The sequence below is a fragment of the Streptococcus sp. 517s genome (assembly GCF_054445985.1).
On record NZ_CM136847.1, the window covers coordinates 1,622,108 to 1,644,614 of the forward strand.

The following is a 22,507-nucleotide window of genomic DNA, read 5'->3' on the forward strand; positions in this document are numbered from 1 at the left end:
TCATTACTTGTAAGTAACAAAAAATAAGCCGCCTGATTGGGCGACTTTATTTTATAGGGAGATTATTATGAAAAAGTTTTAGGAGTTTAAGTTAAGTTCCTCTTAACTTATGGGCTTAGTATACCGTTCCTAACTTAAACTTTTCTTAAGTTTTTTGAAAAAGTGAGATTTTCCCATTTTTCTTGCCAATTTTTCTTGGACAAGCGTTCCTGATAGAGCTCCATCCGGTCCTCATTCTCTAAAAAATGAGGAGTCGGAGAAACTTGAAACTTTAAAACATCCTCTAAACCATAAGGCGCAAAGAGCTCTAAAGTTGCATTTGCATGCAAGCGAAGCCCTATCGCCGTACAGCGTTCAAGATACTTAGCCATCGCATCACAGGAACTGGTATAGGGCATAGTGTGGGGACTGTGCAGATGCATATAGACCTGATTTTTCAACTCCCACTGATACTGAGGGAAATCTTCTCTCAGCTTTTTCTCTAGGGATACTGTTTCCTCATAAGAAACATCTGGATCAAAGAAAATCACATCCACGTCCGTTTCATGATCAAAAGGCGATTTGTCTGACAAGAGATTCCAGATGAAATTCCTGACAGAACCTGCTGCCAACCACGAATCTTTCAGACCAAGGTTACGAATGATGGTCAGAATAGTCATCATATCTGGATTTTCTCTGAAAGCATCTAGAATTTCTTGCTCATTTTTCATTGTATTCATAGCCTAAATGCTCATATGCCTTAGCTGTCGCCACCCGTCCAGAACGAGTTCGCATGATAAATCCTTTCTGGATGAGGTAGGGTTCGTACATATCTTCGACCGTCTCACGCTCCTCGGCAATATTAACAGAAAGAGTTCCTAAACCGACAGGACCACCACCGTACATCTCAATCATGGTACGAAGAATCTTTTGATCCACATAGTCCAAGCCTTCATGGTCAACATCTAGCATGGTTAATGCCTTATCGGTAATCACATCATCGATAACCCCATCCCCCATAATCTGGGCAAAGTCGCGCACGCGCTTAAGGAGACGATTGGCGATACGAGGGGTTCCTCGACTACGTAAGGCCAACTCAGCTGCAGCTTCATGAGTGATTTCTATCTCAAAAATATCTGCTGTCCGCTCAACAATTTCCGTCAAGTCGGCGTGGGCATAGTATTCCATATGACCCGTAATCCCAAAACGTGCCCGTAGAGGATTTGAGAGCATCCCCGCACGTGTCGTTGCACCAATCAAGGTAAAAGGTGGCAAGTCCAGATGAACACTGCGACTACCTTCACCAGCCCCAATCATGATATCAATGTAGAAGTCCTCCATGGCACTATAGAGCACCTCTTCCACCGACATGGGCAGGCGATGAATCTCGTCAATAAAGAGAACGTCTCCAGGCTCCAAATCATTCAAAATCGCTACCAGATCACCCGCTTTTTCAATGACAGGACCTGACGTTTGCTTGAGATTGACTCCCAGTTCATTGGCAATAACAAAGGCCATGGTCGTTTTCCCCAAACCTGGAGGCCCAAATAAGAGTACATGATCCAGTGCTTCATCCCGCATTTTGGTAGCTTCGATAAAGATTTGCAGCTGGTCCTTGACCTTGTCCTGCCCGATATATTCACGTAAATACTGAGGACGGAGCGTACGTTCTACTAACTCCTCATCCCCCATAATTTCATTGTCTAAAATTCTACTCATGGCTCTATTATATCAAAAATCCAAGACACAAACAAAAAAGCCACCTGATTGGGTGGCCTCTTTAGGGAGATTATTATGAAAAAGAAAAGTTTAGGATTTCATTAAATAAAGTTAGGAGGTCTTTATTTAATGATTATATGATACAAGATGAATCTTAAAGCTAACTTAACTTTTTCTTTGATTTATCATTTTTTAAAAATTTTTTTCCAAATGGATTTTTCCTCTCCAAGTCATAAAAAAGCCACCTGATTGGGTGACTTCTTTAGGAGATTATGATGAAAAAGAAAAGTTTGGGATTTCATTAAATAAAGGGTACTCAATGAAAATCGAAATCAGACTAGGCAGATAGGCGCAAGCATAACGATAGTTAGCTAAGTCGACTCTAACGAAGGTTGATGAGATTTTCGAAGAGTATTAGGAGGTCTTTATTTAATAACTATATAATACACGAGGAGACTTAAACTTTACTTAAGAAAAAATGATTTTTTTATCTTTTTCGATCCACCCAAATCATTCCTGTACAATCATAAGTAGACAAGGTTTCAAATCCCAGAGAACGATAGAATCCCAAGGTTTTTTCTGTCTGTTCGGTCACTAGTTGGACTTGATAGGCATCTTTGAAGTCACCTAAAGCCTCTTTCATCAAGTTGCTACCAATCCCTTGGCGTTGATAGCTAGGCAAAACGATCAAATCCTGGACAAAAACCGATGAAAAACCATCTCCGACCAAACGAACCAAGCCCACCACGGCATCACCATCAAGTGCCAGATAAATCGCTAATGAGTGAGACAAGGCTCTCTCCAGCATCTGAGGTTGATGTGTATAATTTGTCCAACCGACTGCCTGATAGAGATGCAAAGCATCCTCTAACTTGACAACTTCTTGCTTTTTAACGGTAATCATGTCATCACCTCTTAGAGTTCTCTCAAGCTCTTATACTGGCACCCATTTTTATCAAAATTTTCAGGAGCCAACCATGCTTCCAAACGAGCTTTGACTTGAGGCCAGTCCTTATCAATCATAGACAACCAATCCGTATCTCTAGTTCGCCCCTTATAAACGACAGCCTGACGGAAGGTCCCTTCATAGACAAAGCCTAAACGTTCCGCAGCTCGTCTTGATGGAAGATTTAGAGCATCGCATTTCCACTCGTAGCGACGATAGTTAAGCTCCTCAAAAACATAGTGCGCCAAGAGATAATGGGCTTCTGTCCCTATTCGTGTCCCCTTGAGCTCTGGAGAAAAGATAACAGTCCCAACTTCAACTATGCGATTGTTTTGGTCAATGCGCATGAGCGAAAAAGTTCCCAAGGCCTTGCCCGTCTCCCTATCCAAGATAGCATAGAAAAAACGATCCTTACGAGCCAACATCTGGTTTAAAAGGCTGATTAGTTCCTCCATATCTGCCACTGGCTCCTGAAAGAGGTAAGTCCACATCTCCCGAGGCGTATCTGGACCATAGACAGCTAATAGATCCTCCGCATGCTTTTCCACCGAAAGAGCCTCTATCCGAGCGTAGCGCCCTTCTAAGAAATCAATAGCAGGCAATTTACCTGGTGTATAACCTTCCATTGGCTCACCAATCATCTGACCATATTCATTTACTGGCATCGTTTTTCTCCTTGTTTTACGCTGAAAATACTATATCCTAAATTGCTCTATATGGAAACTAGCACTCTCCTCAAACCTCATCCTCAACACTACATTAGTGATTCGTTTTCTTTCTTTTATCTTCTAAGGCTTGATTAATTCGTTGGGTGAGTTTGTGAGTTTGCCAGATCTGGTACAACCATATCAGTCCATAAATTAACAAGAAAAAGAACCACAACAAGGGACTCAACAATGCTGAACCCCAGCCAAAAAATAGGTAGGTTAATACTAAAATAGTAGCTGTCGCTAATAAATGAACTCCTACACGCATACTATAAGCAAGAAACTCTAGCCTTTCAAGGATTAAGGTCAATACCCCCATAATTCCGCTCATCAAAAACAAAGCTAGAATATTCTTTGTCGTTGGTGCAGGATAGGTAATACCTGAATAAAACTGAACCAATAACACCAAACTCAAATAAACAAAGGAGGCCGTCCGCATTCCCGATACAAAATAAGCAATCAATCGCTTCATGATTTTCTCCTATAAACCTAGATAATCCATTAAGGACTTAACGTATTTCCGACTCACACTAGATTTGATACCCCGAGTCATCTTAGCCATCATGTTCCCTGAAAAGCTATCCGATAATGACTCTAGATGGTCAATGTTTATAACTGAATGACGTGATATCTGTATGAAGTTACGCCGGTTAATCCGATTCTGAAAGTTTATCAATGTTTCCTTAGTTTTATAAATCCCGTCTACCGTATAAATGGTCAACAAATTCTTATCGATATCTGCTAGAATAAGATCCTCAATTTTTACCATAACCAGATGATCATCCGTTCGAATAGGAATGACCACCTGATTAGTCGTTGAAAATTGTTCTAAATACTCCATGACTTCTCTTGCTTGGTCAGTTAACTGAGCTGCCTGAATTAAAATGTGTGGGTCTTTTTCTGAAAACTCTGTCTTCATTTCAAAACGAATCTTCATTTTCTCTCCAATACATCTTTATTTTCTCTTGCTAAACACTTTAACAAATAAAAGCCAAAGAAGAATAGCGACGAGACTGATAATAACCACTATAAAGTATGTTTCTCCCTTTGTCAATAGTTCTTGCCAGTTGATTTGGATTCCCATTTTTTCTTGAAATTCCTGTAACAGACTGTTGTTTCCTGAAAATGCGGTCTCTAACTGCTCTTTCATTAAGACTTGTCGATAAAGAGAAGCAATATAAGTTGCAGGGGTACATTTCATGAAAAGCTGTGCAGAATCAGGTAATACTCCAATAGGGATATAAGTTCCTACTAAAAATCCAGAAGCAGTTCCCACTATCGTTGCCAGTTTCCCAAGGCTATCTACAGATTGAAAACGGTAAATCAAGAGAACATTTACCAAACTTGAAAGCAGACTGCTTAACAACATAATCAAAGCGATTTCCGGTAAATGACTGATAACTGGGCTCTCTTTAAAATAAAAACTCATAACAGCATACATAAACACCTGCATGACAAAAGAAATGACAATACTACTGATTAGATAGGACGTCTGTAAGCCCCAGTTACCTAAATCTGTCAAGAAGAGATCTTGATCCACTTGATTTTCACGATCCTGTACCATTTGTGTAAGAGCCGTAAAACTGGTTGTCATCCCAGTCACAGCCAAGGTCCCACCCATCAGCCAGTTATTTAAAAGGTTCGTATTATCAGGGAGTTGGGACCAAGCATCCGTCAAGTTCTTCTGCAAAAAAATGATATAAAGGAGGAAGGAAATCAATGCCCCCAATAATGAGAAAAATACTCCCGAACGATTACGAAAATATAAGATAAAATTCCGTTTCAATAAAGCTAGCATTAGCGAACCTCTCTTCCTGTAAGTGCAATAAAGGCATCATCCATAGTACCTGGGCGAAACTCAAAAGAATCAATTTCTTCTCGAACTTTTGCCAAATATTCAATGGCTTCCTGTGACGTCCTTGGATAAAAAAGATATTCCAACTCGTTTTCTTCCTCTACTGTCATTCCAGTCTGTAGCAACTTTTCTAAATCTTTCATTTCCTTAAAACGAATTTTTAGGATATTAGATGCATACTGACTTTTAATAGCAGTCGCAGAACCTTGCGCAATCACTTTCCCATGATCAACGATATAGATCTGATCCGCTTCATCTGCTTCATCCAGATAATGAGTCGTTAAGATAATAGTCATCCCTTCATCCTTTTGTAGTCGATACAGTAGATCCCAGATGGATTTGCGAGTCTGAATATCAAGACCTGTCGTTGGTTCATCCAAGAAAAGAATATCTGGTCGCGAAAGAAGAGCACGCGCAATATCAACCCGACGTTTTTGTCCACCTGACAAGGTTCCATAGAGTTGTTTCTGGAAAGCCGTCAAACCCAGTTGATGGATCAAATCATCCACACGACTTGCTGCAATCTCCTTATACTGTTGAGCACGAATCGTGAGATTTTCCCTAACCGTCAACATCTCATCCAGTACACTAGCTTGAAAAACAACTCCAATTTTCGTATTTGGCGCATATCGAATCTGACCTTGTGTCGGATTTTTCAAACCGATTAACATGGAAATAGTGGTTGATTTCCCTGCACCATTGGGTCCCAAAATAGCATTGAAACTTCCTTTTTCAAACTCTAACTGAATATCATCGACAGCCATATGATTACCGTACCGTTTAGTCAAATGTTTAGCTTGTAAAATCATATTTTCCCCTCCTCTTTACCTCACTAGTTTAACAAAAAGAATGAAAGAAAAATCGACTTTTGAGATAAACAGTTAAAATGAAAGGACAAGTGGTAAAATAATGGGGGCTAAGTTAAAGTGGTTCAGGCTGCAACCGTTTTTCTCCTATCGAATCACTAGAGGAAGTTTAAAATCACTTACAACCAAACATTATTTTTTAAAACATGCGCTATAAAAGAGGTGTTTTACCACATCTAGCAGAAAAAGCCAAAAGTCGGTAGTATTGTTCTCACCAAAGCAAACAATAAAAAATGAATCAGAAATCATGACACACACTCCCTTCTAGTAAAATGAAAATGCTGAATGGGGCAGGATTGAATTTGAAGTAAGCAAGTATGGTCCTGAATTTGAAACTGCCATTAACGATAAGTCTATCTATTAGGAAAGAAATCTTCAATACAAGCAAAAACAGCTCTTGTTATCCAAGAAGAGCTGTTCTATTTTATGAAAGAGAGAGTCACTAGTGCCCCTTGTGCTTCTCTCTACGTTTTTGCTGTTTGCGTTCAAATTTCTCTTGCTTGAGCAATTGCTTTTGGAGACTAGACTGTTGTTTTGAATGCTTTTTTTGTTCCTCGTGCTGCAACTGTAAAAGCTCTTGTGACTTAGAAGAAACTTTCTGCTTCACCTGTTTCTTTACAGCTCGCTGCAGACGCTTCGGATTCTTAATCTTCACATGCTGTTTGACTGTCGCCTCTGGACTAAAAGATAACCGAACAAACTGAGTCTGTAAAAGTTTCAAAATTTCATCCTCTTTTGGTTCCTGACCAAATGTCACTCGACAAACTTGATAAGTTCCCTCGTACTCTTGTTCAAACAATCCATGCCAAAATCCATCTTCAAAATAAACTGTCAAGCCAATTGAAACGATTTCCACGACAGCACCTCCTTAAATCTATCCCTAAGAATGGACAATCAAGGAGGAAGGTTACTGATAGGCTTGCCTACGTCTGGACTACCAACCAGAACTGTGTTTTTATCTTAGTTGGGACTATTATAGCATAATCCAATTTAAAAATCCTCCAGATTCTAAATCTGAAGGATTCTTTTCTTATTTAACAACGATATTAACGAGTTTGTTAGGTACCGCAATCACTTTCACGATTTCCTTACCATCGATCTCTGCTTTGACTTTTTCGTCAGCAAGAGCAATTTCTTGCAATTCTTCGCGTGATAGATCTTTAGCAACCATGAGTTTGGCACGGACTTTTCCTTTGATTTGGACGACGATTTCAATTTCGTCTTCAACCAATTTGCTTTCGTCCCATGTTGGCCAAGCTACGTAAGAGATGGACTCACCTGTTGCTGCAACAGTTTGCCAGAGCTCTTCTGCCAAGTGAGGCGCAAATGGTGCAATCAATTGGATAAAGCCTTTGGCGTAGTCCACATAAAGCTTGTCTTCTTTGTTAGCAGCGTTGACAAAGACCATCAGTTGGGCAATGGCTGTGTTGAACTTCATAGACTCGATTTGCTCTGTTACAGACTTAACAGTTTCGTTATAAACTTTGTCCAGAGCACCATTGTTTTCCGTAACGATTTCTTTACTTGTAATCAAACGGTAAACACGGTCGAGGAACTTACGGCTTCCTTCTAGACCTTCTTCTGACCAAGCGATAGAAGCATCAAGTGGTCCCATGAACATTTCATAGACACGAAGGGTATCGGCACCGTATTGTTCCACCACATCATCTGGGTTGACCACGTTCTTAAGTGATTTAGACATCTTGGCTGGTGCTTGCTCCAACTCTTCTCCTGTTTCCACATGGAAGAAGGAACCATCACGTTTTTCAACCTTATCAGTTGCCACAAGAGCCCCGCGGTGGTCACGGTAGCTTGTTCCCAAAATCATTCCTTGGTTAAAGAGTTTTTGGAATGGTTCCTTAGTCGGAACAACACCGAGGTCATAGAGGAATTTATGCCAGAAACGAGCGTAAAGCAAGTGAAGCACAGCGTGTTCTGCACCACCCACATAGATATCGACTGGCAACCATTGTTTGAGGAGATCCTCATCAGCCAATTTCTCAGTATTGTGTGGGTCAATATAACGGAGGTAGTACCAGCTTGAACCAGCCCATTGTGGCATAGTGTTTGTTTCACGACGACCCTTGACGCCATCTTCACGCGTCACTTCAAGCCAGTCGGTCAAGTTAGCCAATGGGCTTTCCCCAGTACCTGAAGGACGGATATCTTTGGTGACTGGCAAGACAAGTGGCAATTCACTTTCAGGAACAGCTGTTGAAGTCCCATCTTCCCAATGAATGATTGGGATTGGCTCACCCCAGTAACGTTGACGGCTAAAGAGCCAGTCGCGGAGACGGTAGGTAACCTTCTCTTGACCACAACCTTTTTCTTCCAACCAAGCTACAATTTTAGCAATCGCTTCTTCTTTGTTCAGTCCATCTAGGAAATCAGAGTTGACGTGAAGACCGTCTTCTGTGTAAGCAGCCTCTTCAACGTTTCCACCTTCAAGCACTTCTACGATTGGAAGGTCAAATTGTTTGGCAAATTCCCAGTCACGTTGGTCATGGGCAGGCACAGCCATGACAGCACCTGTTCCATAACTAGCAAGAACATAGTCCGCGATCCAGATTGGGATTTCCTTTCCATTGACAGGATTGATGGCATAAGCACCAGTCCAAACCCCTGTTTTTTCCTTGGCAAGGTCGGTACGAGCCAAGTCAGACTTGAGACTAGCTTGGTGTTTGTAGTCAGCTACTGCCTCAGCTTGCTCTGGGCTTGTGATAGCATCTACTAGTTCATGCTCAGGAGCCAAAACGGTAAAGGTCGCACCGAAAAGAGTATCCGGACGAGTAGTAAAGACAGTGAATTCCTTGTCAGTCCCTTTCACTTTAAAGGTGACATTGGCACCAGTTGATTTCCCGATCCAGTTGCGTTGCATATCCTTGATAGACTCTGGCCAATCAAGGTCATCCAAGTCATGGAGTAAGCGCTCCGCATAGGCAGTGATTTTGAGCATCCATTGGCGCATTGGTTTGCGGACAACTGGATAGCCTCCACGCTCAGAAGTTCCGTCAGGAAGGACTTCTTCGTTAGCGATAGCTGTTCCTAGTTCCTCAACCCAGTTTACTGGGACTTCCGCTTCATAAGCCAAGCCTTTCTCGTAAAGTTTGGTGAAGATCCACTGAGTCCACTTATAGTAGTTTGGATCCGTTGTATTGACTTCACGATCCCAGTCATAAGAGAAGCCAAGCGCATTGATTTGGCGTTTGAAGTTGGCAATATTTTCAGCTGTAAATTCTGCTGGGTCATTCCCCGTATCCATGGCGTATTGTTCTGCAGGCAAACCAAAGGCGTCCCACCCCATTGGGTGAAGGACATTGTAGCCTTGCGCACGTTTGTAACGGCTGAGAATATCCGTTGCTGTATAGCCTTCTGGATGTCCTACGTGCAATCCAGCTCCTGAAGGATATGGGAACATATCGAGAGCATAGAACTTCGGTTTTGAAGCGTCTGTTCCTGTCTTAAATGTATGATGTTCTGCCCAGTAGCCCTGCCACTTAGGCTCAATTTCTTTATGATTGTAAAAACTCATGCTATTTCTCCAATTGTATGATGTTACTATTATACCATTTTTAGGGGAATTTGAAAGACGAGAAATGTTCTTTTAGACTTGGATAACAAGAAATACTGAGTCGCAAATCCACCTTATTTAACAGGAAAAAAATTAGCCCCTAATCGGAGCTAACTTCTATCAATTTTTTATTTCTTCCATCTTCTCACGTCCGAGCTCTCGATAACTACGGTCACCAACAACCTCAACGCTAAACTGACCGTCCTCATATTCAAGAATCGTCACGCTACCATTATCGAGACCATGCGGATGCATACCATTAATCAAATAAACAATGGTCCCAATGGTCATTCCATGGCTCACAACGAGGGCATTACCCCCACCTTGTTCTTCCATTTCTTTAGCAATCGCTTCAAAGCCTTCCTTGATTCGACTACTGAGTTTTTCCCAACCTTCAGCCCAGCCAGCTGTATCAACTTCTACCAAACCCTCAGCCAGTTCAGCATAAGACAATTGGTGAACATGGTCCACATTGAAAATTCTCGGAATCAAGCCCATAAAGAGGTCCCCATCATAGGCCCCATCAAAACTACCAAAACACCACTCACGGATTCGCTTATCCATGCGGTAAGGGATTTTTCCCTCCAAACCAAGTTCTTCTAGGATAATTCCCATAGTTTGAATGGTGCGCCCTGAATCACTGGAATAAGCGCGGTCAAATTGTAAACCAGACTCTCTCAAGCCAATTCCCAGTTCATGGATTCCCAACTCACCTTCTGCGGTTAGAGGCGTATCACTCCATCCTTGAGCACGTCCAATCGTGTTAAACATCGTTTTCCCATGACGGACCAAATACAATCTTACTTTAGACATTTTCTATCCTCCATTTTCTTCTATTATATCATGGATCAAAGAAATATTCGGCTTTCAAAAGCAAAGCCAACATTTGTAAATTATCCAAAAGAAAAGCTACCCTCATGGTAGCTTCCCTAGGAGATTATTATGAAAAAGTTTAGGATTTCTATTAAATAAAGTTAGGAGGTCTTTATTTAATGATTATAGTATACACAGTCATCCTTAAACTCAACTTAAATCTTCTCTCTTTTTTATTAATTTTTAAAACTATGGATTGGAGCTGGGATTTGCCCACCGCGAGAGATGAAATCAACAGACGAAGCCCCGTTGACCTTCATTACTGGAGCTGTCCCTAGCAAGCCACCAAACTCGATCATATCGCCTTCTTTGCCCTTTGGAATAATACGGACAGCCGTTGTTTTCATGTTAATAACACCAATGGACGCCTCATCCGCAATCATAGCTGCAATGGTTTCAGCAGGCGTATCTTCTGGAATGGCAATCATATCCAGTCCAACTGAACAGATAGCCGTCATGGCTTCTAGTTTCTCTAAATTCAGAGAACCATCTTGCACCGCAGCAATCATCCCCTCATCTTCAGAAACGGGGATAAAAGCACCTGACAAGCCACCGACTTGGTTACAAGCCATCACTCCGCCCTTCTTAACTTGGTCATTCAAAAGAGCGAGGGCAGCCGTCGTCCCATGTGTACCAACTGTTTCTAGGCCCATTTCCTCAAGGACACGAGCCACAGAATCACCAACCGCAGGAGTTGGCGCCAAGCTTAGGTCGACAATTCCAAAGTCAACACCAAGGCGTTCACTCGCCATTTGCCCAACCAATTGACCGATACGAGTAATCTTGAAGGCCGTTTTCTTGACTGTTTCCGCTACTACATCAAAGCTCTGTCCACGAACTTTTTCCAAGGCACGCTTGACCACACCAGGACCCGAAACCCCGACATTGATGATAACATCTGCTTCGCCAACACCATGAAAGGCCCCTGCCATAAAAGGATTGTCCTCAACAGCATTAGCAAATACGACCAACTTGGCCGCACCCATATCTGATAGCGCAGCTGTTTCCTTGATGATACGTCCCATATCAGCGACCGCAGTCATGTTGATACCTGACTTGGTCGAGCCGATATTGACGGACGAACAAACCTTGTCTGTCTCAGCTAGAGCGCGGGGGATAGAATTGATGAGAACCTCATCTCCTTTTTGGTAGCCTTTTTGTACCAAAGCTGAGAATCCACCGATAAAGTCAACACCAATCTCCTTGGCAGCCCTATCAAGAGCCTTTGCCAAAACAACATAGTCTGTCGCATCAGTCGCAGCACCAATCAAGGAAATCGGAGTCACCGATACCCGTTTATTAACAATAGGAATCCCAAGTTCTGCAGCAATTTCATCTCCCACAGCCACTAGATTTGCAGCTTTAGTGGTGATTTTTTGGTAAATTTTTTCAGCAGCACGTTCGATGTCTGGATCAATACAGTCCAAAAGGGAAATCCCCATGGTGATAGTTCTGATATCGAAGTTCTGCTCTTCGATCATGGCAATGGTTTCCGTAACTTGTCTAATATCCATGGCTACCTCCTAGATATTGTACATAGCGTCAAAAATCGCTGCACTTTGAATATTGATTTTAACATTCAAGGTCTGACCGAAAGTTTCAAACTCATTTCGCAGATAAGTGAAATCCTGTTTTTCGTCACTAGAAACGACCGCCATCATGGTAAAGTATTCATCCAGTACTGTTTGAGAAATATCGTCAATATTCAAACCCAACTCTGCAATCTTAGTAGACACACCTGCAACAATCCCAGCCTTGTCCTTACCAACCACTGTAATAATAGCCTTCATCCTTATACCCCATTTCTACAATTTTTAGAAAACCTGAACGTTTTTGATTTTCTTTTTTCCTAGTATAGCATATTTCCATAGAAAATACTAAAAAACGCCTGCTTACGAAGTTGTTCTTAAGAAAAAAACAATTTCGTAAACAAGCGTCTACCCTATCAAATGATGATGAGTGTTCCCGCTAGGACCGAAGTCCCAGCGGTAGACCAGAGCTAGACTAAGAGCACAAGACTCCATCATCATAACACTCAACAAAATTGATGATTTTATACTAATTCGATGATCGCCATTGGCGCAGCATCACCACGACGTGGTTCAGTTTTAAGGATACGAGTGTATCCACCGTTACGTTCAGCATAACGAGGTGCGATTTCTGAGAACAATTTTTGAAGTGCTGTAGTAGAAGTGTACTTATCAGTTGCTTCATCATAGTTTTCAGATGCGATTTCATTACGTACGAAAGCAGCTGCTTGACGACGTGCATGCAAATCACCACGTTTACCTAGAGTAATCATTTTTTCAACAGTTTTACGGATTTCTTTAGCACGAGCTTCAGTTGTCACGATTGATTCGTTGATCAAAAGGTCAGTTGTCAAATCGCGAAGCATTGCTTTACGTTGTGAGCTAGTGCGTCCTAGTTTACGGTAAGCCATGTATTCCTCCTTTATTTATCTTTTAATCCAAGACCCAAGTCAATGAGTTTGAGTTTCACTTCTTCCAAACTCTTACGTCCAAGATTTCGTACTTTCATCATCTCTGCTTCAGATTTTTCTGTCAAATCATGCACCGTATTGATACCGGCACGTTTCAAACAGTTATATGAACGCACAGACAAGTCCAGTTCCTCAATCGTACGATCCAAAATACGGTCATCCGATTCAGTATCAGCTTCTTTCATCACTTCTGCAGATTTAGCAATCTCTGTAAGATTTGTAAACAAATCAAGATGTTCTGTCAAGATACGTGCTGAAAGCCCTAAAGCATCTTCTGGAATAATTGTTCCATTTGTCAAGATTTCAAGGGTTAATTTGTCAAAACCATCGTTGCTACCTACACGAGCAGGCTCTACTTGATAGTTGACTTTTGTAACCGGTGTATAAATAGAATCTACAGCAAGTGTTCCAACTGGCGCATTATCTTTTTTGTTTTCATCAGCAGGTACATATCCACGACCACTGTTAACAGTCATTGTCGCCTTTAGAGAAGAACCTTCACCGATTGTAAAGAGATAATGATCTGGATTTACAATCTCAATATCACTGTCAGTCAAAATATCTCCAGCTGTAATTTCAGCAGGACCTTCAACGTCAAGCTCAATGATTTTTTCGTCTTCAACGTATGATTTCACTGCAATCCCTTTAATGTTCAGAATGATTTGCATCACGTCTTCACGAACACCTGGAACTGTGTCAAACTCATGTAACACACCATCAATGTTGATAGATGTCACAGCTGCCCCTGGTAGAGAAGCTAGTAGTACACGACGAAGAGAGTTACCAAGAGTTGTACCGTAGCCACGTTCAAGTGGTTCGATTACAAACTTGCCATAATCTTTATTTTCATCAATTTTTGTTATATTTGGTTTTTCAAACTCAATCATTTAGTTACTCCCTCTTAAACGAAAAGCAGTGTAATGCGATGATTATACACGGCGACGTTTTGGAGGACGAGCACCATTGTGTGGCACTGGAGTCACATCACGAATTGCTGTTACTTCAAGACCAGCGGCAGCAAGCGCACGAATAGCTGACTCACGACCAGAACCTGGACCTTTTACAGTAACTTCAACTGATTTAAGACCGTGTTCTTGTGCAGATTTAGCAGCAGCTTCAGAAGCCATTTGAGCAGCGAATGGTGTAGATTTACGAGAACCTTTGAAACCAAGAGCACCAGCTGATGACCAAGCAATTGCATTACCATGCACATCAGTAATCATAACAATAGTGTTATTAAATGTAGCGTGAATATGAGCAATACCAGATTCGATATTCTTTTTCACACGACGTTTACGTGTTGGTTTAGCCAAGACTTTTACCTCCTATATTATTTTTTCTTACCAGCAATCGCAACAGCTTTACCTTTACGAGTGCGAGCGTTATTTTTAGTGTTTTGTCCACGGACAGGAAGTCCACGACGGTGACGAATACCACGGTATGAACCGATTTCCATCAAACGTTTAATGTTCAAGTTTACTTCACGACGAAGGTCACCTTCAACTTTGATTGCATCCACTTCACGACGGATAGCATCTTCTTGATCTGATGTAAGGTCACGTACACGAACATCTTCTGAGATTCCAGCAGCAGCCAAAATTTTCTTAGATGTTGAAAGTCCGATACCATAAACGTAAGTCAATGAGATTACTACGCGTTTGTCATTTGGAATGTCAACTCCAGCAATACGAGCCATGTTTTCTCCTTTCTATCTTATCCTTGACGTTGTTTGTGTTTTGGATTTGCTGGGCAAATTACCATAACACGACCATTACGACGAATTACTTTACAGTATTCGCAAATTGGTTTGACCGATGGTCTTACTTTCATTTCTTATCCCTCCAAGTTTTTCGATTATTTAAAGCGGTAAGTGATACGTCCACGTGTCAAGTCATATGGACTCATCTCGACAGTAACACGATCTCCCGCTAAAATACGAATATAGTTTTTACGAATTTTACCAGAAACTGTTGCTAAAATCTGATGTCCATTTTCAAGTTCAACCGTAAACATTGCGTTCGGCATTGTATCGACTACTTTGCCTTCAACTTCAATCACATCGTCTTTTGCCACGCAAAAGCACCTCCATAAATTTCGATTCGATGCCTCAAGACACAGAGGCAACAATTATAAGTCAGACTATCTCAGTATAACATTTGTCGCGATTTTTTGCAAGTATGAAAAACGCTTTATTTCAAATTTGTCAATACTTTTTCGATGTCTTTGAACACATCATTGATATCTTGATTTCCTTCGATATCATGAACTAAACCTTTAGCACGATAGTGAGCAATGATTGGTTCACCTTGTGCAATATTGACATCCAAACGACGCTTAACTGTCTCAGGTTTATCATCTTCGCGTTGGTAGTAATCCTCTTCTTTGTAGTCAACTGGTGGATTGAAAACTTTGTGGAAAGTTTCACCTGTTTTGCGGTGAATGATACGGCCACTCAAGCGTTCCAAGAGACAGTCTGGATTCACTTCGATGTTGATTACTCCTTCAAGTTCAATACCAAGTTCAGCCAATGTCTCATCCAAGGCATGAGCCTGTTCAATCGTACGTGGGTAACCATCTAACAAGAAACCTGTTTCTTTGATATCGTCCTGTGAAAGGCGTTCTTTAACGATTCCATTTGTAACTTCGTCTGGAACCAACTCACCTTTGTCAATGTATGACTTCGCAAGTACACCCATTTCAGTTTGATTTGCCATTGCAGCACGGAACATATCGCCTGTTGAGATATGTGCAACATGGAATTTCTCCACAATTTTAGCTGCTTGCGTTCCCTTACCTGCTCCAGGTAAGCCCATAATCAAAAGATTCATGATAGGATCTCCTTATTTTGTATTTAAATAGAAGCAGAAATCTATTTCAACCCCTATTTAAAAACAAAATAGAAGAGAGGAGATAAAAATCTGACAAAGTCTTCGATTTTTACACTCCACTCTCTGAGCAATAGTCAATTTTATTTCCTATTACAACTATTCTGTTGTGTCTAAGAAACCAACATACTTACGTTTCAATAGATACCCTTCCAATTGTTTAATTCCTTCAATACCTGTCGAGATAATGATTAGTAGACTTGTTCCCCCAAAAGCAACAACTTCTGAAAGGCCAAATACATCTTTAGCGACGATAGGTAAGATAGAAATAACACCTAGGAAGAGAGAGCCGACAGTAGCAAGACGACGAAGAAGTTTCGACATGTATTCTTCTGTCCCTTTACCAGGACGGACCCCATGAATGTAGGCTCCACTCTTTTGCAAGTTTTCTGCTGCTTTCTCTGGATTGATCTGTACAAACGTATAGAAGAATGTAAAGAGAATGATCAACAAGGCATACATAGCAACACCTGTCGGAGATGTTGTAGATAACATTTCCTGTGCTGTACGTACCCAAGCCCAATCATGACCTGTAGCACTCAAAAATTGAAGGATAGCTGCAGGTGCTGCTGTAATGGAACTTGCAAAGATAACTGGGATAACCCCTGCTGGGTTTACCTTCAAAGGGAGGTATGAACTTGATGGGGCTCCTTGAGCAACTTTTGTATATTGGATTGGGATTTTATATTCTGCCTGTTGAACATATGTTGTAAAGTAAACAATCAACAAGACAGCGATAATCAAAATAACAACAAAGATAATAGATGAAGTCAATCGGCTACTTGGGATATTGACAAAGTAATCAACATAGATACCCTTAATCATCTCAGGAATTGAAGCGACAATACCTGCAAAGATGATCATGGAAACACCGTTACCATATCCTTTATCTGTAATTTGTTCCCCAAGCCAAGTTACAATCATACTACCTGCTGTTAGGATGATCCCAATGGTAACAAAGACTTGTGGAGTTAAATCTGTCGTTAATAATTTCGCTCCAGATAGAGTATTAAACCCTGCTGTAATCCCGATAGATTGAACAAATGCAAGCACCAGTGCAATATAACGAGTAGCCTGGTTTAGTTTTCTCCGTCCTACTTCCCCTTGTTTGCCCCATTCTACAAACTTCGGTAAAATATCCATTTGTAGCAATTGAACAACGATAGAAGCAGTGATGTACGGACTTACACCAAGTGCAAAAACGGAGAAGTTCTTCATGGCATTCCCTGAAACAAGACTAAGCATGTTTAAGAAAGATAAACCACTAAGAGCTTCTAAACTTTTTGCATTCACCCCTGGAACAGTAATACTTGTCCCAATACGGAAAACAAGAATGATAAAAATTGTAAAGAGAATTTTTGATCGAACTTGTTTAACCTTGAGAGCTTCTTTTAATAATTTAAAAAACATGGGTCACCTCTCTTAGATGACTTCTACAGAACCACCTTTAGCAGTGATAGCTTCCTCAGCTGATTTAGAGAATTTAGCTGCTTTAACAGTCAATTTCTTAGTCAATTCACCATTACCAAGAATTTTAACGCCTGATTTTTCAGCTTTCACAATTCCTGCTTCGATAAGCACAACTGGAGTCACTTCAGCACCATCTTCAAAGACGTTCAATTGGTCAAGGTTTACAATTGCGTATTCTTTAGCGTTGATGTTAGTGAATCCACGTTTTGGAAGACGACGGAACAATGGAGTTTGTCCACCTTCAAAACCAAGGCGAACTCCGCCACCGCTACGAGCTTTTTGACCTTTTTGACCGCGACCAGATGTTTTACCGTTACCTGATGAAGTACCACGACCAACACGGTTACGTACTTTACGAGAACCTTCTGCAGGTTTTAATTCATGAAGTTTCATTATTATTTTCTCCTCTTTTGTAAAATGCTAGCGCCGATAAGAGAGAAAAGGTTGTCTCCCTTATCAACTCGCCTATACATCGTCATCTTAGATGACTATATCTAGTTTTAGGGGATGAGTATTGCCACATCCCCTAAAAATCATTAGTTTACTTCTTCAACTGTTACCAAGTGAGATACTGCAGTGATCATACCACGGATAGCAGCGTTGTCTTCTTTAATAACAGAGCTGTTCAATTTGCCAAGTCCAAGTGCTACAACAGTTTTACGTTGTGATGGAATGCGTCCGATTGGAGACTTAGTCAAAGTAATTTTAATTTGAGCCATTTTATCCCCTTTCTTATGCCAAATCAGAAACTGAAATACCACGAAGGGCAGCAACTTCTTCAGCGCGTTTCAATTGTTTCAAACCTTCAACAGTTGCGCGAACAATGTTGATTGGAGTGTTAGAACCAAGTGATTTAGATGTAATATCTGCCACACCTGCCAATTCCACAACGGCACGAACTGCACCACCAGCGGCAACTCCAGAACCTTCTACAGCAGGTTTCAACAATACTTTAGCTCCACCGAATTCTGAAAGAACTTCGTGTGGGATTGTTGTTCCAACCATAGGAACTTCAATCAAGTTTTTCTTAGCATCTTCTACTGCTTTGCGGATTGCTTCTGGAACTTCTTGAGCTTTACCAGTACCAAATCCTACACGACCGTTGTGGTCACCGACAACAACAAGAGCTGCGAAACGAAGACGACGTCCACCTTTAACAACTTTTGTAACACGGTTGACAGCAACTACGCGTTCTTCTAATTCAACTGCATTGTCTTTAAATGCCATTTTCTAGTGTCCTCCTATTAGAATTTCAATCCGTTTTCACGAGCTGCATCAGCCAAAGCTTTCACACGTCCGTGATATAGATATCCACCGCGGTCGAACACCACTTCTGAAATACCTTTAGCGTTTGCACGTTCTGCAACGAGTTTACCGACAGCAACGGCTTGTTCAGTTTTAGTTCCTTTTGAAACTTCTTTGTCAAGAGTTGAAGCACTTGCGAGCGTTACACCCGCTACGTCATCAATCACTTGAGCGTAGATGCCTGTATTAGAACGGAATACGTTCAAACGTGGGCGATCAGCAGTTCCAGAGAGTTTTCCGCGAACGCGACGGTGGCGTTTTTGACGGAGTTTATTTTTATCTGGTTTAGAAATCACAGTTTTCACCTCTTTAGTTTTAAATCGCGTGCTATGCACAAAGTTGGAAAATAGGTTGGTGGTTGAAAATCAACCACTCAACATTATTTACCTGTTTTACCTTCTTTAAGACGAACGTACTCTCCAACGTAACGAATACCTTTACCTTTGTAAGGTTCTGGTGAACGAAGGCTACGTACGTAAGCAGCTGTTTGCCCAACCACTTCTTTTGAAATTCCGCTAACAACAATTGTTGTTGGGTTTGGAAGTTCAAAAGTAATCCCTTCTGGAGCTTCAACTTCATCTGGATGAGATTTACCAACAGCCAAAACAAGTTTTGATCCTTGAAGTTGTGCACGGTAACCAACCCCACGCATTTCAAGTTCTTTCTTAAATCCTTCTGATACACCAATTACCATGTTATTCAAAAGGGCACGAGTAGTTCCGTGGATAGTTTTCATTTCTTTTGAATCGTTTGGACGGTGAAGAGTTACTTCAGTACCTTCCACGCGAATTTCAATATCTTTTGAGAACTTACGAGTAAGTTCTCCTTTAGGTCCTTTTACAGTTACTACGTTGTCATTGTTAGTGACTTCAACACCAGCAGGCAACACGATAACTTTATTACCAATACGTGACATGTTTATTTTCTCCTGTTAAATTGTCAGGCCTTGACGGCCAGTTTTCACGGGGTTAAATCGATTTCTCGATTTGAAGGAACATTTAGGTTTCAATTTCAAAGTGAATCTAGGCATCGTCTCGCAGGCATAACTTTGGGTTAGGCAAGAGACGATAACGAAGAGTCACAAAGAAATTGGGAGCTAAATATTACCAAACGTAAGCGATAACTTCTCCACCAACGTTCTTTTGACGAGCTTCTTTATCAGTAAGCAAACCTTCAGAAGTTGAAAGGATAGCAATTCCAAGTCCGTTAAGAACTTTTGGAAGATCTTCACGTTTTTTGTAGACACGAAGTCCTGGTTTAGAAACACGTTTCAAGTTAGTGATAACTTTTTCACCGTTTGGTCCGTATTTAAGGAATACACGGATGATGCCTTGTTTGTCATCTTCGATGATTTCAACGTTTTTTACAAAACCTTCGCGTTTAAGGATTTCAGCAATCCCTTTTTTGATGTTTGATGCAGGTACTTCAAGTACTTCGTGTTTCGCTTGGTTAGCGTTACGAATACGAGTTAGGAAGTCTGCGATTGGGTCAGTCATAACCATTTTGTTTTTCTCCTCTTACTAGTAGTTTGCAAGTTGCACTTGCTAGTTAATACATGATACAAAGAGCGTAACAGCAAGAGCAAAAATAGGCAGTTTGATGCAGGAGCGATGCTCCAAAGCAAATTGGTCTTTTTTGCCAAAGCTGTAGCTCGTGTTCAAATTGGCAAGCCCAACTGAACCCGGGCTAAACTCTGTGTGAAAAAGATAAACTTTTCTAGAAACTAAAGTTTCTTCATCAAGTTTTCTATTTTCACTTGGAGTTTTGACGCCCTTGATATCTTAAATTACCAAGATGCTTTTGTTACACCAGGAATTTGTCCTTTGTAAGCTAATTCACGGAAGCAAACACGGCAAAGTTTAAATTTGCGGTAAACTGAATGCGGACGACCACATTTTTCACAACGAGTATAAGCTTGAGTAGAGAACTTCGCTGGACGTTTGTTCTTAGCAATCATTGATTTTTTAGCCATTAGATTTACCTCCTATATTATTTTGCAAAAGGCATTCCAAGGCCTGTAAGCAATGCACGTGACTCTTCGTCAGTGTTAGCAGTTGTTACGATAACGATGTCAAGACCACGAGTTTTGTCAACGTCATCAAAGTTGATTTCTGGGAAGATCAATTGTTCTTTCACACCAAGTGTGTAGTTTCCGCGTCCATCAAATGATTTTGTTGGAACACCGTGGAAGTCACGCACACGTGGAAGTGAAACTGAAACCAATTTATCCAAGAATTCGTACATACGTTCACCACGAAGGGTAACTTTTGCACCGATCGCTACACCTTCACGAAGACGGAAGCCGGCGATTGATTTTTTAGCTTTAGTGATAAGTGGTTTTTGACCTGAGATAAGCGCCAATTCTTCAGCAGCTTTTTCAAGGCTTTTAGCGTTTGATACAGCTTCACCAACACCCATGTTCAAAACGATCTTATCTACTTTAGGCACAGCCATCACTGATGAGTAGTTGAATTGTTCTGTCAAAGCAGGAACTACTTCATTAAGATATTTTTCTTTTAAACGATTTGCCATTATACTTCTCCTTTCCTTCGTGATTAATCAAGCACTTCGCCTGATTTTTTGTTGTAGCGAACTTTTTTACCGTCTACAAATTTGTAACCAACACGACCAGCTACACCATTTTTGTCCAAAACTTGGACGTTTGATACGTGGATAGCTGCTTCTTTCTCGATGATACCACCTTGAGGAAGCTCGTTAGTTGGACGTTGGTGTTTCTTAACGATGTTAACACCTTCAACGATAACTTTGTTTACTTTTGGAAGGGCAGTAAGGACAACAGCTTCTGTTCCCTTATCTTTACCAGCGATTACGCGAACTTTGTCGCCTTTTTTTACAAACATTAGGTTTCTCCTTGATTTTTCTTACGCCCACAAGGGCACCCTAGCTTGAAGCTAGGGGACTAGTTTGTTTCTAAAAATTAAAGTACTTCTGGAGCAAGTGACACGATCTTCATGAAGCCACCTTCACGCAATTCACGTGCAACTGGGCCAAAGATACGTGTTCCGCGAGGAGTTTTGTCATCACGGATGATAACAGCTGCATTTTCGTCAAACTTGATGTATGAACCATCAGCGCGACGAGCACCTGATTTAGTACGAACGATAACAGCTTTTACAACGTCACCTTTTTTAACCGCACCACCAGGAGTAGCTTGTTTTACAGATGCCACAATAACATCACCGATGTTCGCAAATTTACGTTTAGAACCACCAAGAACTTTGATAGTCAAGATTTCGCGTGCACCGCTGTTGTCTGCGACTTTCAAACGAGTTTCTGTTTGAATCATTTCAGTTTTCTCCTTTCAGGCTTGATTAGATGATAACCGCTTCTTCAACAACTTCTACAAGACGGAAACGTTTTGTAGCTGAAAGCGGGCGAGTTTCCATGATACGTACGATATCGCCTTCTTTGGCAACATTGTTTTCATCATGTGCTTTGTATTTTTTAGAGTAGTTAATACGTTTACCATAGACTGGGTGGTTACGTTTTGTTTCAACTACAACTGTGATTGTCTTGTCCATTTTGTCAGATACAACACGTCCAACAAGAACTTTACGATTATTGCGTTCCATTGAAATTTCTCCTTCCCTAGTCTATTATTTCGCTTCAGATTGAACTGTTTTGATACGAGCGATTTGTTTTTTAACTTCTTTCAAGCGAGCTGTTTGTTCCAATTGACCAGTAGCAGCTTGGAAACGAAGTTCAAACAATTCTTTTTTCAATTCGTTTTCGCGCTTCGCGAGTTCTTCTTGAGAAAGACCACGAAGTTCTTTAACAAATTCTTTTACTTCATTAAGTTTCATGCCTTCT

33 protein-coding genes are annotated in these 22,507 nt (G+C 41.0%); all 33 read right to left on the reverse strand.

From position 1 onward, the window contains the following. Positions 1-134 precede the first annotated feature (134 nt). Positions 135-719, reverse strand: coding sequence for a nucleotidyltransferase family protein (locus tag ACVX3R_RS08065; RefSeq protein ID WP_458794832.1), 585 nt, complete (start codon positions 717-719; stop codon positions 135-137). Next, a complete protein-coding gene (gene ruvB, locus ACVX3R_RS08070; RefSeq protein WP_458794833.1) occupies positions 700-1,698 on the reverse strand; it encodes a Holliday junction branch migration DNA helicase RuvB in 999 nt (332 codons plus the stop codon). The genes ACVX3R_RS08065 and ruvB overlap by 20 nt, the downstream gene beginning before the upstream one ends. Positions 1,699-2,185: 487 nt before the next feature. Further along, complete coding sequence (locus tag ACVX3R_RS08075) at positions 2,186-2,602, reverse strand: GNAT family N-acetyltransferase (RefSeq protein WP_458794834.1); 417 nt, start codon at positions 2,600-2,602, stop codon at positions 2,186-2,188. Positions 2,603-2,613: 11 nt separating this feature from the next. Beyond that, a complete protein-coding gene (locus ACVX3R_RS08080) occupies positions 2,614-3,309 on the reverse strand; it encodes a GNAT family N-acetyltransferase (RefSeq protein WP_458794835.1) in 696 nt (231 codons plus the stop codon). A gap of 94 nt (positions 3,310-3,403) precedes the next feature. Beyond that, the gene (locus tag ACVX3R_RS08085) at positions 3,404-3,823 is read right to left on the reverse strand and encodes a DUF3021 domain-containing protein (RefSeq protein ID WP_458794836.1); all 420 of its coding nucleotides are present in this window, start codon (positions 3,821-3,823) and stop codon (positions 3,404-3,406) included. 9 nt (positions 3,824-3,832) lie between these two features. Next, the gene (locus ACVX3R_RS08090; protein WP_458794837.1) at positions 3,833-4,288 is read right to left on the reverse strand and encodes a LytTR family DNA-binding domain-containing protein; all 456 of its coding nucleotides are present in this window, start codon (positions 4,286-4,288) and stop codon (positions 3,833-3,835) included. Between the two features lie 18 nt (positions 4,289-4,306). Beyond that, on the reverse strand, positions 4,307-5,149 hold the full coding sequence (locus ACVX3R_RS08095; protein ID WP_458794838.1) for an ABC transporter permease: 843 nt from the start codon (positions 5,147-5,149) through the stop codon (positions 4,307-4,309). Then, positions 5,149-6,015, reverse strand: a complete 867-nt coding sequence (locus ACVX3R_RS08100; protein ID WP_009729706.1) for an ABC transporter ATP-binding protein — start codon at positions 6,013-6,015, stop codon at positions 5,149-5,151. The genes ACVX3R_RS08095 and ACVX3R_RS08100 overlap by 1 nt, the downstream gene beginning before the upstream one ends. 499 nt (positions 6,016-6,514) lie before the next feature. After that, positions 6,515-6,928 (reverse strand): YjdF family protein, encoded by a 414-nt coding sequence (locus ACVX3R_RS08105; RefSeq protein WP_000407104.1) that lies wholly within the window; start codon positions 6,926-6,928, stop codon positions 6,515-6,517. Positions 6,929-7,102: 174 nt separating this feature from the next. Next, entirely contained in the window at positions 7,103-9,604 is a 2,502-nt protein-coding gene (leuS, locus tag ACVX3R_RS08110) for a leucine--tRNA ligase (RefSeq protein WP_458794839.1), read from the reverse strand. A 159-nt stretch (positions 9,605-9,763) separates the two neighbouring features. Continuing rightward, positions 9,764-10,456 (reverse strand): histidine phosphatase family protein, encoded by a 693-nt coding sequence (locus ACVX3R_RS08115; RefSeq protein WP_458794840.1) that lies wholly within the window; start codon positions 10,454-10,456, stop codon positions 9,764-9,766. 236 nt (positions 10,457-10,692) lie between these two features. Beyond that, on the reverse strand, positions 10,693-12,030 hold the full coding sequence (locus ACVX3R_RS08120) for a PFL family protein (RefSeq protein ID WP_458794841.1): 1,338 nt from the start codon (positions 12,028-12,030) through the stop codon (positions 10,693-10,695). Between the two features lie 9 nt (positions 12,031-12,039). Further along, positions 12,040-12,306 (reverse strand): ACT domain-containing protein, encoded by a 267-nt coding sequence (locus tag ACVX3R_RS08125; RefSeq protein ID WP_000644111.1) that lies wholly within the window; start codon positions 12,304-12,306, stop codon positions 12,040-12,042. Positions 12,307-12,569: 263 nt separating this feature from the next. Next, positions 12,570-12,956: a 50S ribosomal protein L17 gene (gene rplQ / locus ACVX3R_RS08130; protein WP_000331493.1), complete on the reverse strand. Its 387-nt coding sequence runs from the start codon at positions 12,954-12,956 to the stop codon at positions 12,570-12,572. Positions 12,957-12,967: 11 nt separating this feature from the next. Continuing rightward, the gene (locus tag ACVX3R_RS08135; protein ID WP_000568983.1) at positions 12,968-13,903 is read right to left on the reverse strand and encodes a DNA-directed RNA polymerase subunit alpha; all 936 of its coding nucleotides are present in this window, start codon (positions 13,901-13,903) and stop codon (positions 12,968-12,970) included. Between the two features lie 42 nt (positions 13,904-13,945). Beyond that, positions 13,946-14,329: a 30S ribosomal protein S11 gene (gene rpsK, locus ACVX3R_RS08140; RefSeq protein ID WP_001118385.1), complete on the reverse strand. Its 384-nt coding sequence runs from the start codon at positions 14,327-14,329 to the stop codon at positions 13,946-13,948. A gap of 17 nt (positions 14,330-14,346) precedes the next feature. Next, entirely contained in the window at positions 14,347-14,712 is a 366-nt protein-coding gene (gene rpsM / locus ACVX3R_RS08145) for a 30S ribosomal protein S13 (protein WP_000090786.1), read from the reverse strand. A gap of 17 nt (positions 14,713-14,729) precedes the next feature. Further along, on the reverse strand, positions 14,730-14,846 hold the full coding sequence (gene rpmJ / locus ACVX3R_RS08150) for a 50S ribosomal protein L36 (RefSeq protein ID WP_001808836.1): 117 nt from the start codon (positions 14,844-14,846) through the stop codon (positions 14,730-14,732). 24 nt (positions 14,847-14,870) lie between these two features. After that, the gene (infA, locus tag ACVX3R_RS08155; RefSeq protein ID WP_001029883.1) at positions 14,871-15,089 is read right to left on the reverse strand and encodes a translation initiation factor IF-1; all 219 of its coding nucleotides are present in this window, start codon (positions 15,087-15,089) and stop codon (positions 14,871-14,873) included. A gap of 116 nt (positions 15,090-15,205) precedes the next feature. Continuing rightward, on the reverse strand, positions 15,206-15,844 hold the full coding sequence (locus tag ACVX3R_RS08160) for an adenylate kinase (RefSeq protein WP_001050426.1): 639 nt from the start codon (positions 15,842-15,844) through the stop codon (positions 15,206-15,208). 156 nt (positions 15,845-16,000) lie between these two features. Then, on the reverse strand, positions 16,001-17,311 hold the full coding sequence (gene secY / locus ACVX3R_RS08165) for a preprotein translocase subunit SecY (protein ID WP_000465390.1): 1,311 nt from the start codon (positions 17,309-17,311) through the stop codon (positions 16,001-16,003). A 12-nt stretch (positions 17,312-17,323) separates the two neighbouring features. Beyond that, entirely contained in the window at positions 17,324-17,764 is a 441-nt protein-coding gene (gene rplO / locus ACVX3R_RS08170) for a 50S ribosomal protein L15 (protein WP_000766089.1), read from the reverse strand. Positions 17,765-17,907: 143 nt separating this feature from the next. Next, entirely contained in the window at positions 17,908-18,090 is a 183-nt protein-coding gene (gene rpmD, locus ACVX3R_RS08175) for a 50S ribosomal protein L30 (protein WP_000057241.1), read from the reverse strand. Between the two features lie 13 nt (positions 18,091-18,103). Continuing rightward, complete coding sequence (rpsE, locus tag ACVX3R_RS08180; protein WP_000874204.1) at positions 18,104-18,598, reverse strand: 30S ribosomal protein S5; 495 nt, start codon at positions 18,596-18,598, stop codon at positions 18,104-18,106. 17 nt (positions 18,599-18,615) lie between these two features. Then, on the reverse strand, positions 18,616-18,972 hold the full coding sequence (gene rplR, locus ACVX3R_RS08185; RefSeq protein WP_000624044.1) for a 50S ribosomal protein L18: 357 nt from the start codon (positions 18,970-18,972) through the stop codon (positions 18,616-18,618). Between the two features lie 83 nt (positions 18,973-19,055). Next, on the reverse strand, positions 19,056-19,592 hold the full coding sequence (rplF, locus tag ACVX3R_RS08190) for a 50S ribosomal protein L6 (protein ID WP_000086642.1): 537 nt from the start codon (positions 19,590-19,592) through the stop codon (positions 19,056-19,058). Between the two features lie 187 nt (positions 19,593-19,779). Next, positions 19,780-20,178 carry a 30S ribosomal protein S8 gene (rpsH, locus tag ACVX3R_RS08195; protein WP_000245504.1) on the reverse strand — a complete coding sequence of 133 codons (399 nt, stop codon included), beginning with the start codon at positions 20,176-20,178 and terminating at the stop codon, positions 19,780-19,782. A gap of 284 nt (positions 20,179-20,462) precedes the next feature. After that, the gene (locus ACVX3R_RS08200) at positions 20,463-20,648 is read right to left on the reverse strand and encodes a type Z 30S ribosomal protein S14 (RefSeq protein WP_001085697.1); all 186 of its coding nucleotides are present in this window, start codon (positions 20,646-20,648) and stop codon (positions 20,463-20,465) included. A gap of 17 nt (positions 20,649-20,665) precedes the next feature. Next, positions 20,666-21,208, reverse strand: a complete 543-nt coding sequence (rplE, locus tag ACVX3R_RS08205; protein ID WP_000013542.1) for a 50S ribosomal protein L5 — start codon at positions 21,206-21,208, stop codon at positions 20,666-20,668. Between the two features lie 23 nt (positions 21,209-21,231). After that, entirely contained in the window at positions 21,232-21,537 is a 306-nt protein-coding gene (rplX, locus tag ACVX3R_RS08210) for a 50S ribosomal protein L24 (protein ID WP_000497691.1), read from the reverse strand. Between the two features lie 77 nt (positions 21,538-21,614). Beyond that, positions 21,615-21,983 (reverse strand): 50S ribosomal protein L14, encoded by a 369-nt coding sequence (rplN, locus tag ACVX3R_RS08215; RefSeq protein WP_000616547.1) that lies wholly within the window; start codon positions 21,981-21,983, stop codon positions 21,615-21,617. A 25-nt stretch (positions 21,984-22,008) separates the two neighbouring features. Beyond that, positions 22,009-22,269, reverse strand: coding sequence for a 30S ribosomal protein S17 (gene rpsQ / locus ACVX3R_RS08220; RefSeq protein ID WP_000440801.1), 261 nt, complete (start codon positions 22,267-22,269; stop codon positions 22,009-22,011). Positions 22,270-22,293: 24 nt separating this feature from the next. Next, positions 22,294-22,500: a 50S ribosomal protein L29 gene (gene rpmC / locus ACVX3R_RS08225; RefSeq protein WP_000772918.1), complete on the reverse strand. Its 207-nt coding sequence runs from the start codon at positions 22,498-22,500 to the stop codon at positions 22,294-22,296. Positions 22,501-22,507 lie beyond the last annotated feature (7 nt).

Bases quoted from the DNA above. Each gene is read 5' to 3' on its own strand.
- ACVX3R_RS08135 (WP_000568983.1), bottom strand. From the start codon at position 13,903: ATGATTGAGTTTGAAAAACCAAATATAACAAAAATTGATGAAAATAAA.
- ruvB (WP_458794833.1), bottom strand. From the start codon at position 1,698: ATGAGTAGAATTTTAGACAATGAAATTATGGGGGATGAGGAGTTAGTA.
- ACVX3R_RS08125 (WP_000644111.1), bottom strand. From the start codon at position 12,306: ATGAAGGCTATTATTACAGTGGTTGGTAAGGACAAGGCTGGGATTGTT.
- rplE (WP_000013542.1), bottom strand. From the start codon at position 21,208: ATGGCAAATCGTTTAAAAGAAAAATATCTTAATGAAGTAGTTCCTGCT.
- ACVX3R_RS08075 (WP_458794834.1), bottom strand. From the start codon at position 2,602: ATGATTACCGTTAAAAAGCAAGAAGTTGTCAAGTTAGAGGATGCTTTG.
- rpmC (WP_000772918.1), bottom strand. From the start codon at position 22,500: ATGAAACTTAATGAAGTAAAAGAATTTGTTAAAGAACTTCGTGGTCTT.
- rplN (WP_000616547.1), bottom strand. From the start codon at position 21,983: ATGATTCAAACAGAAACTCGTTTGAAAGTCGCAGACAACAGCGGTGCA.
- ACVX3R_RS08090 (WP_458794837.1), bottom strand. From the start codon at position 4,288: ATGAAGATTCGTTTTGAAATGAAGACAGAGTTTTCAGAAAAAGACCCA.
- ACVX3R_RS08085 (WP_458794836.1), bottom strand. From the start codon at position 3,823: ATGAAGCGATTGATTGCTTATTTTGTATCGGGAATGCGGACGGCCTCC.
- rplF (WP_000086642.1), bottom strand. From the start codon at position 19,592: ATGTCACGTATTGGTAATAAAGTTATCGTGTTGCCTGCTGGTGTTGAA.
- rpsQ (WP_000440801.1), bottom strand. From the start codon at position 22,269: ATGGAACGCAATAATCGTAAAGTTCTTGTTGGACGTGTTGTATCTGAC.
- secY (WP_000465390.1), bottom strand. From the start codon at position 17,311: ATGTTTTTTAAATTATTAAAAGAAGCTCTCAAGGTTAAACAAGTTCGA.
- rpmD (WP_000057241.1), bottom strand. From the start codon at position 18,090: ATGGCTCAAATTAAAATTACTTTGACTAAGTCTCCAATCGGACGCATT.
- ACVX3R_RS08095 (WP_458794838.1), bottom strand. From the start codon at position 5,149: ATGCTAGCTTTATTGAAACGGAATTTTATCTTATATTTTCGTAATCGT.
- ACVX3R_RS08120 (WP_458794841.1), bottom strand. From the start codon at position 12,030: ATGGATATTAGACAAGTTACGGAAACCATTGCCATGATCGAAGAGCAG.
- leuS (WP_458794839.1), bottom strand. From the start codon at position 9,604: ATGAGTTTTTACAATCATAAAGAAATTGAGCCTAAGTGGCAGGGCTAC.
- rplO (WP_000766089.1), bottom strand. From the start codon at position 17,764: ATGAAACTTCATGAATTAAAACCTGCAGAAGGTTCTCGTAAAGTACGT.
- rpsE (WP_000874204.1), bottom strand. From the start codon at position 18,598: ATGGCATTTAAAGACAATGCAGTTGAATTAGAAGAACGCGTAGTTGCT.
- ACVX3R_RS08200 (WP_001085697.1), bottom strand. From the start codon at position 20,648: ATGGCTAAAAAATCAATGATTGCTAAGAACAAACGTCCAGCGAAGTTC.
- rpsH (WP_000245504.1), bottom strand. From the start codon at position 20,178: ATGGTTATGACTGACCCAATCGCAGACTTCCTAACTCGTATTCGTAAC.
- ACVX3R_RS08115 (WP_458794840.1), bottom strand. From the start codon at position 10,456: ATGTCTAAAGTAAGATTGTATTTGGTCCGTCATGGGAAAACGATGTTT.
- rpsM (WP_000090786.1), bottom strand. From the start codon at position 14,712: ATGGCTCGTATTGCTGGAGTTGACATTCCAAATGACAAACGCGTAGTA.
- rplX (WP_000497691.1), bottom strand. From the start codon at position 21,537: ATGTTTGTAAAAAAAGGCGACAAAGTTCGCGTAATCGCTGGTAAAGAT.
- ACVX3R_RS08065 (WP_458794832.1), bottom strand. From the start codon at position 719: ATGAATACAATGAAAAATGAGCAAGAAATTCTAGATGCTTTCAGAGAA.
- rplQ (WP_000331493.1), bottom strand. From the start codon at position 12,956: ATGGCTTACCGTAAACTAGGACGCACTAGCTCACAACGTAAAGCAATG.
- ACVX3R_RS08100 (WP_009729706.1), bottom strand. From the start codon at position 6,015: ATGATTTTACAAGCTAAACATTTGACTAAACGGTACGGTAATCATATG.
- rpmJ (WP_001808836.1), bottom strand. From the start codon at position 14,846: ATGAAAGTAAGACCATCGGTCAAACCAATTTGCGAATACTGTAAAGTA.
- ACVX3R_RS08160 (WP_001050426.1), bottom strand. From the start codon at position 15,844: ATGAATCTTTTGATTATGGGCTTACCTGGAGCAGGTAAGGGAACGCAA.
- ACVX3R_RS08080 (WP_458794835.1), bottom strand. From the start codon at position 3,309: ATGCCAGTAAATGAATATGGTCAGATGATTGGTGAGCCAATGGAAGGT.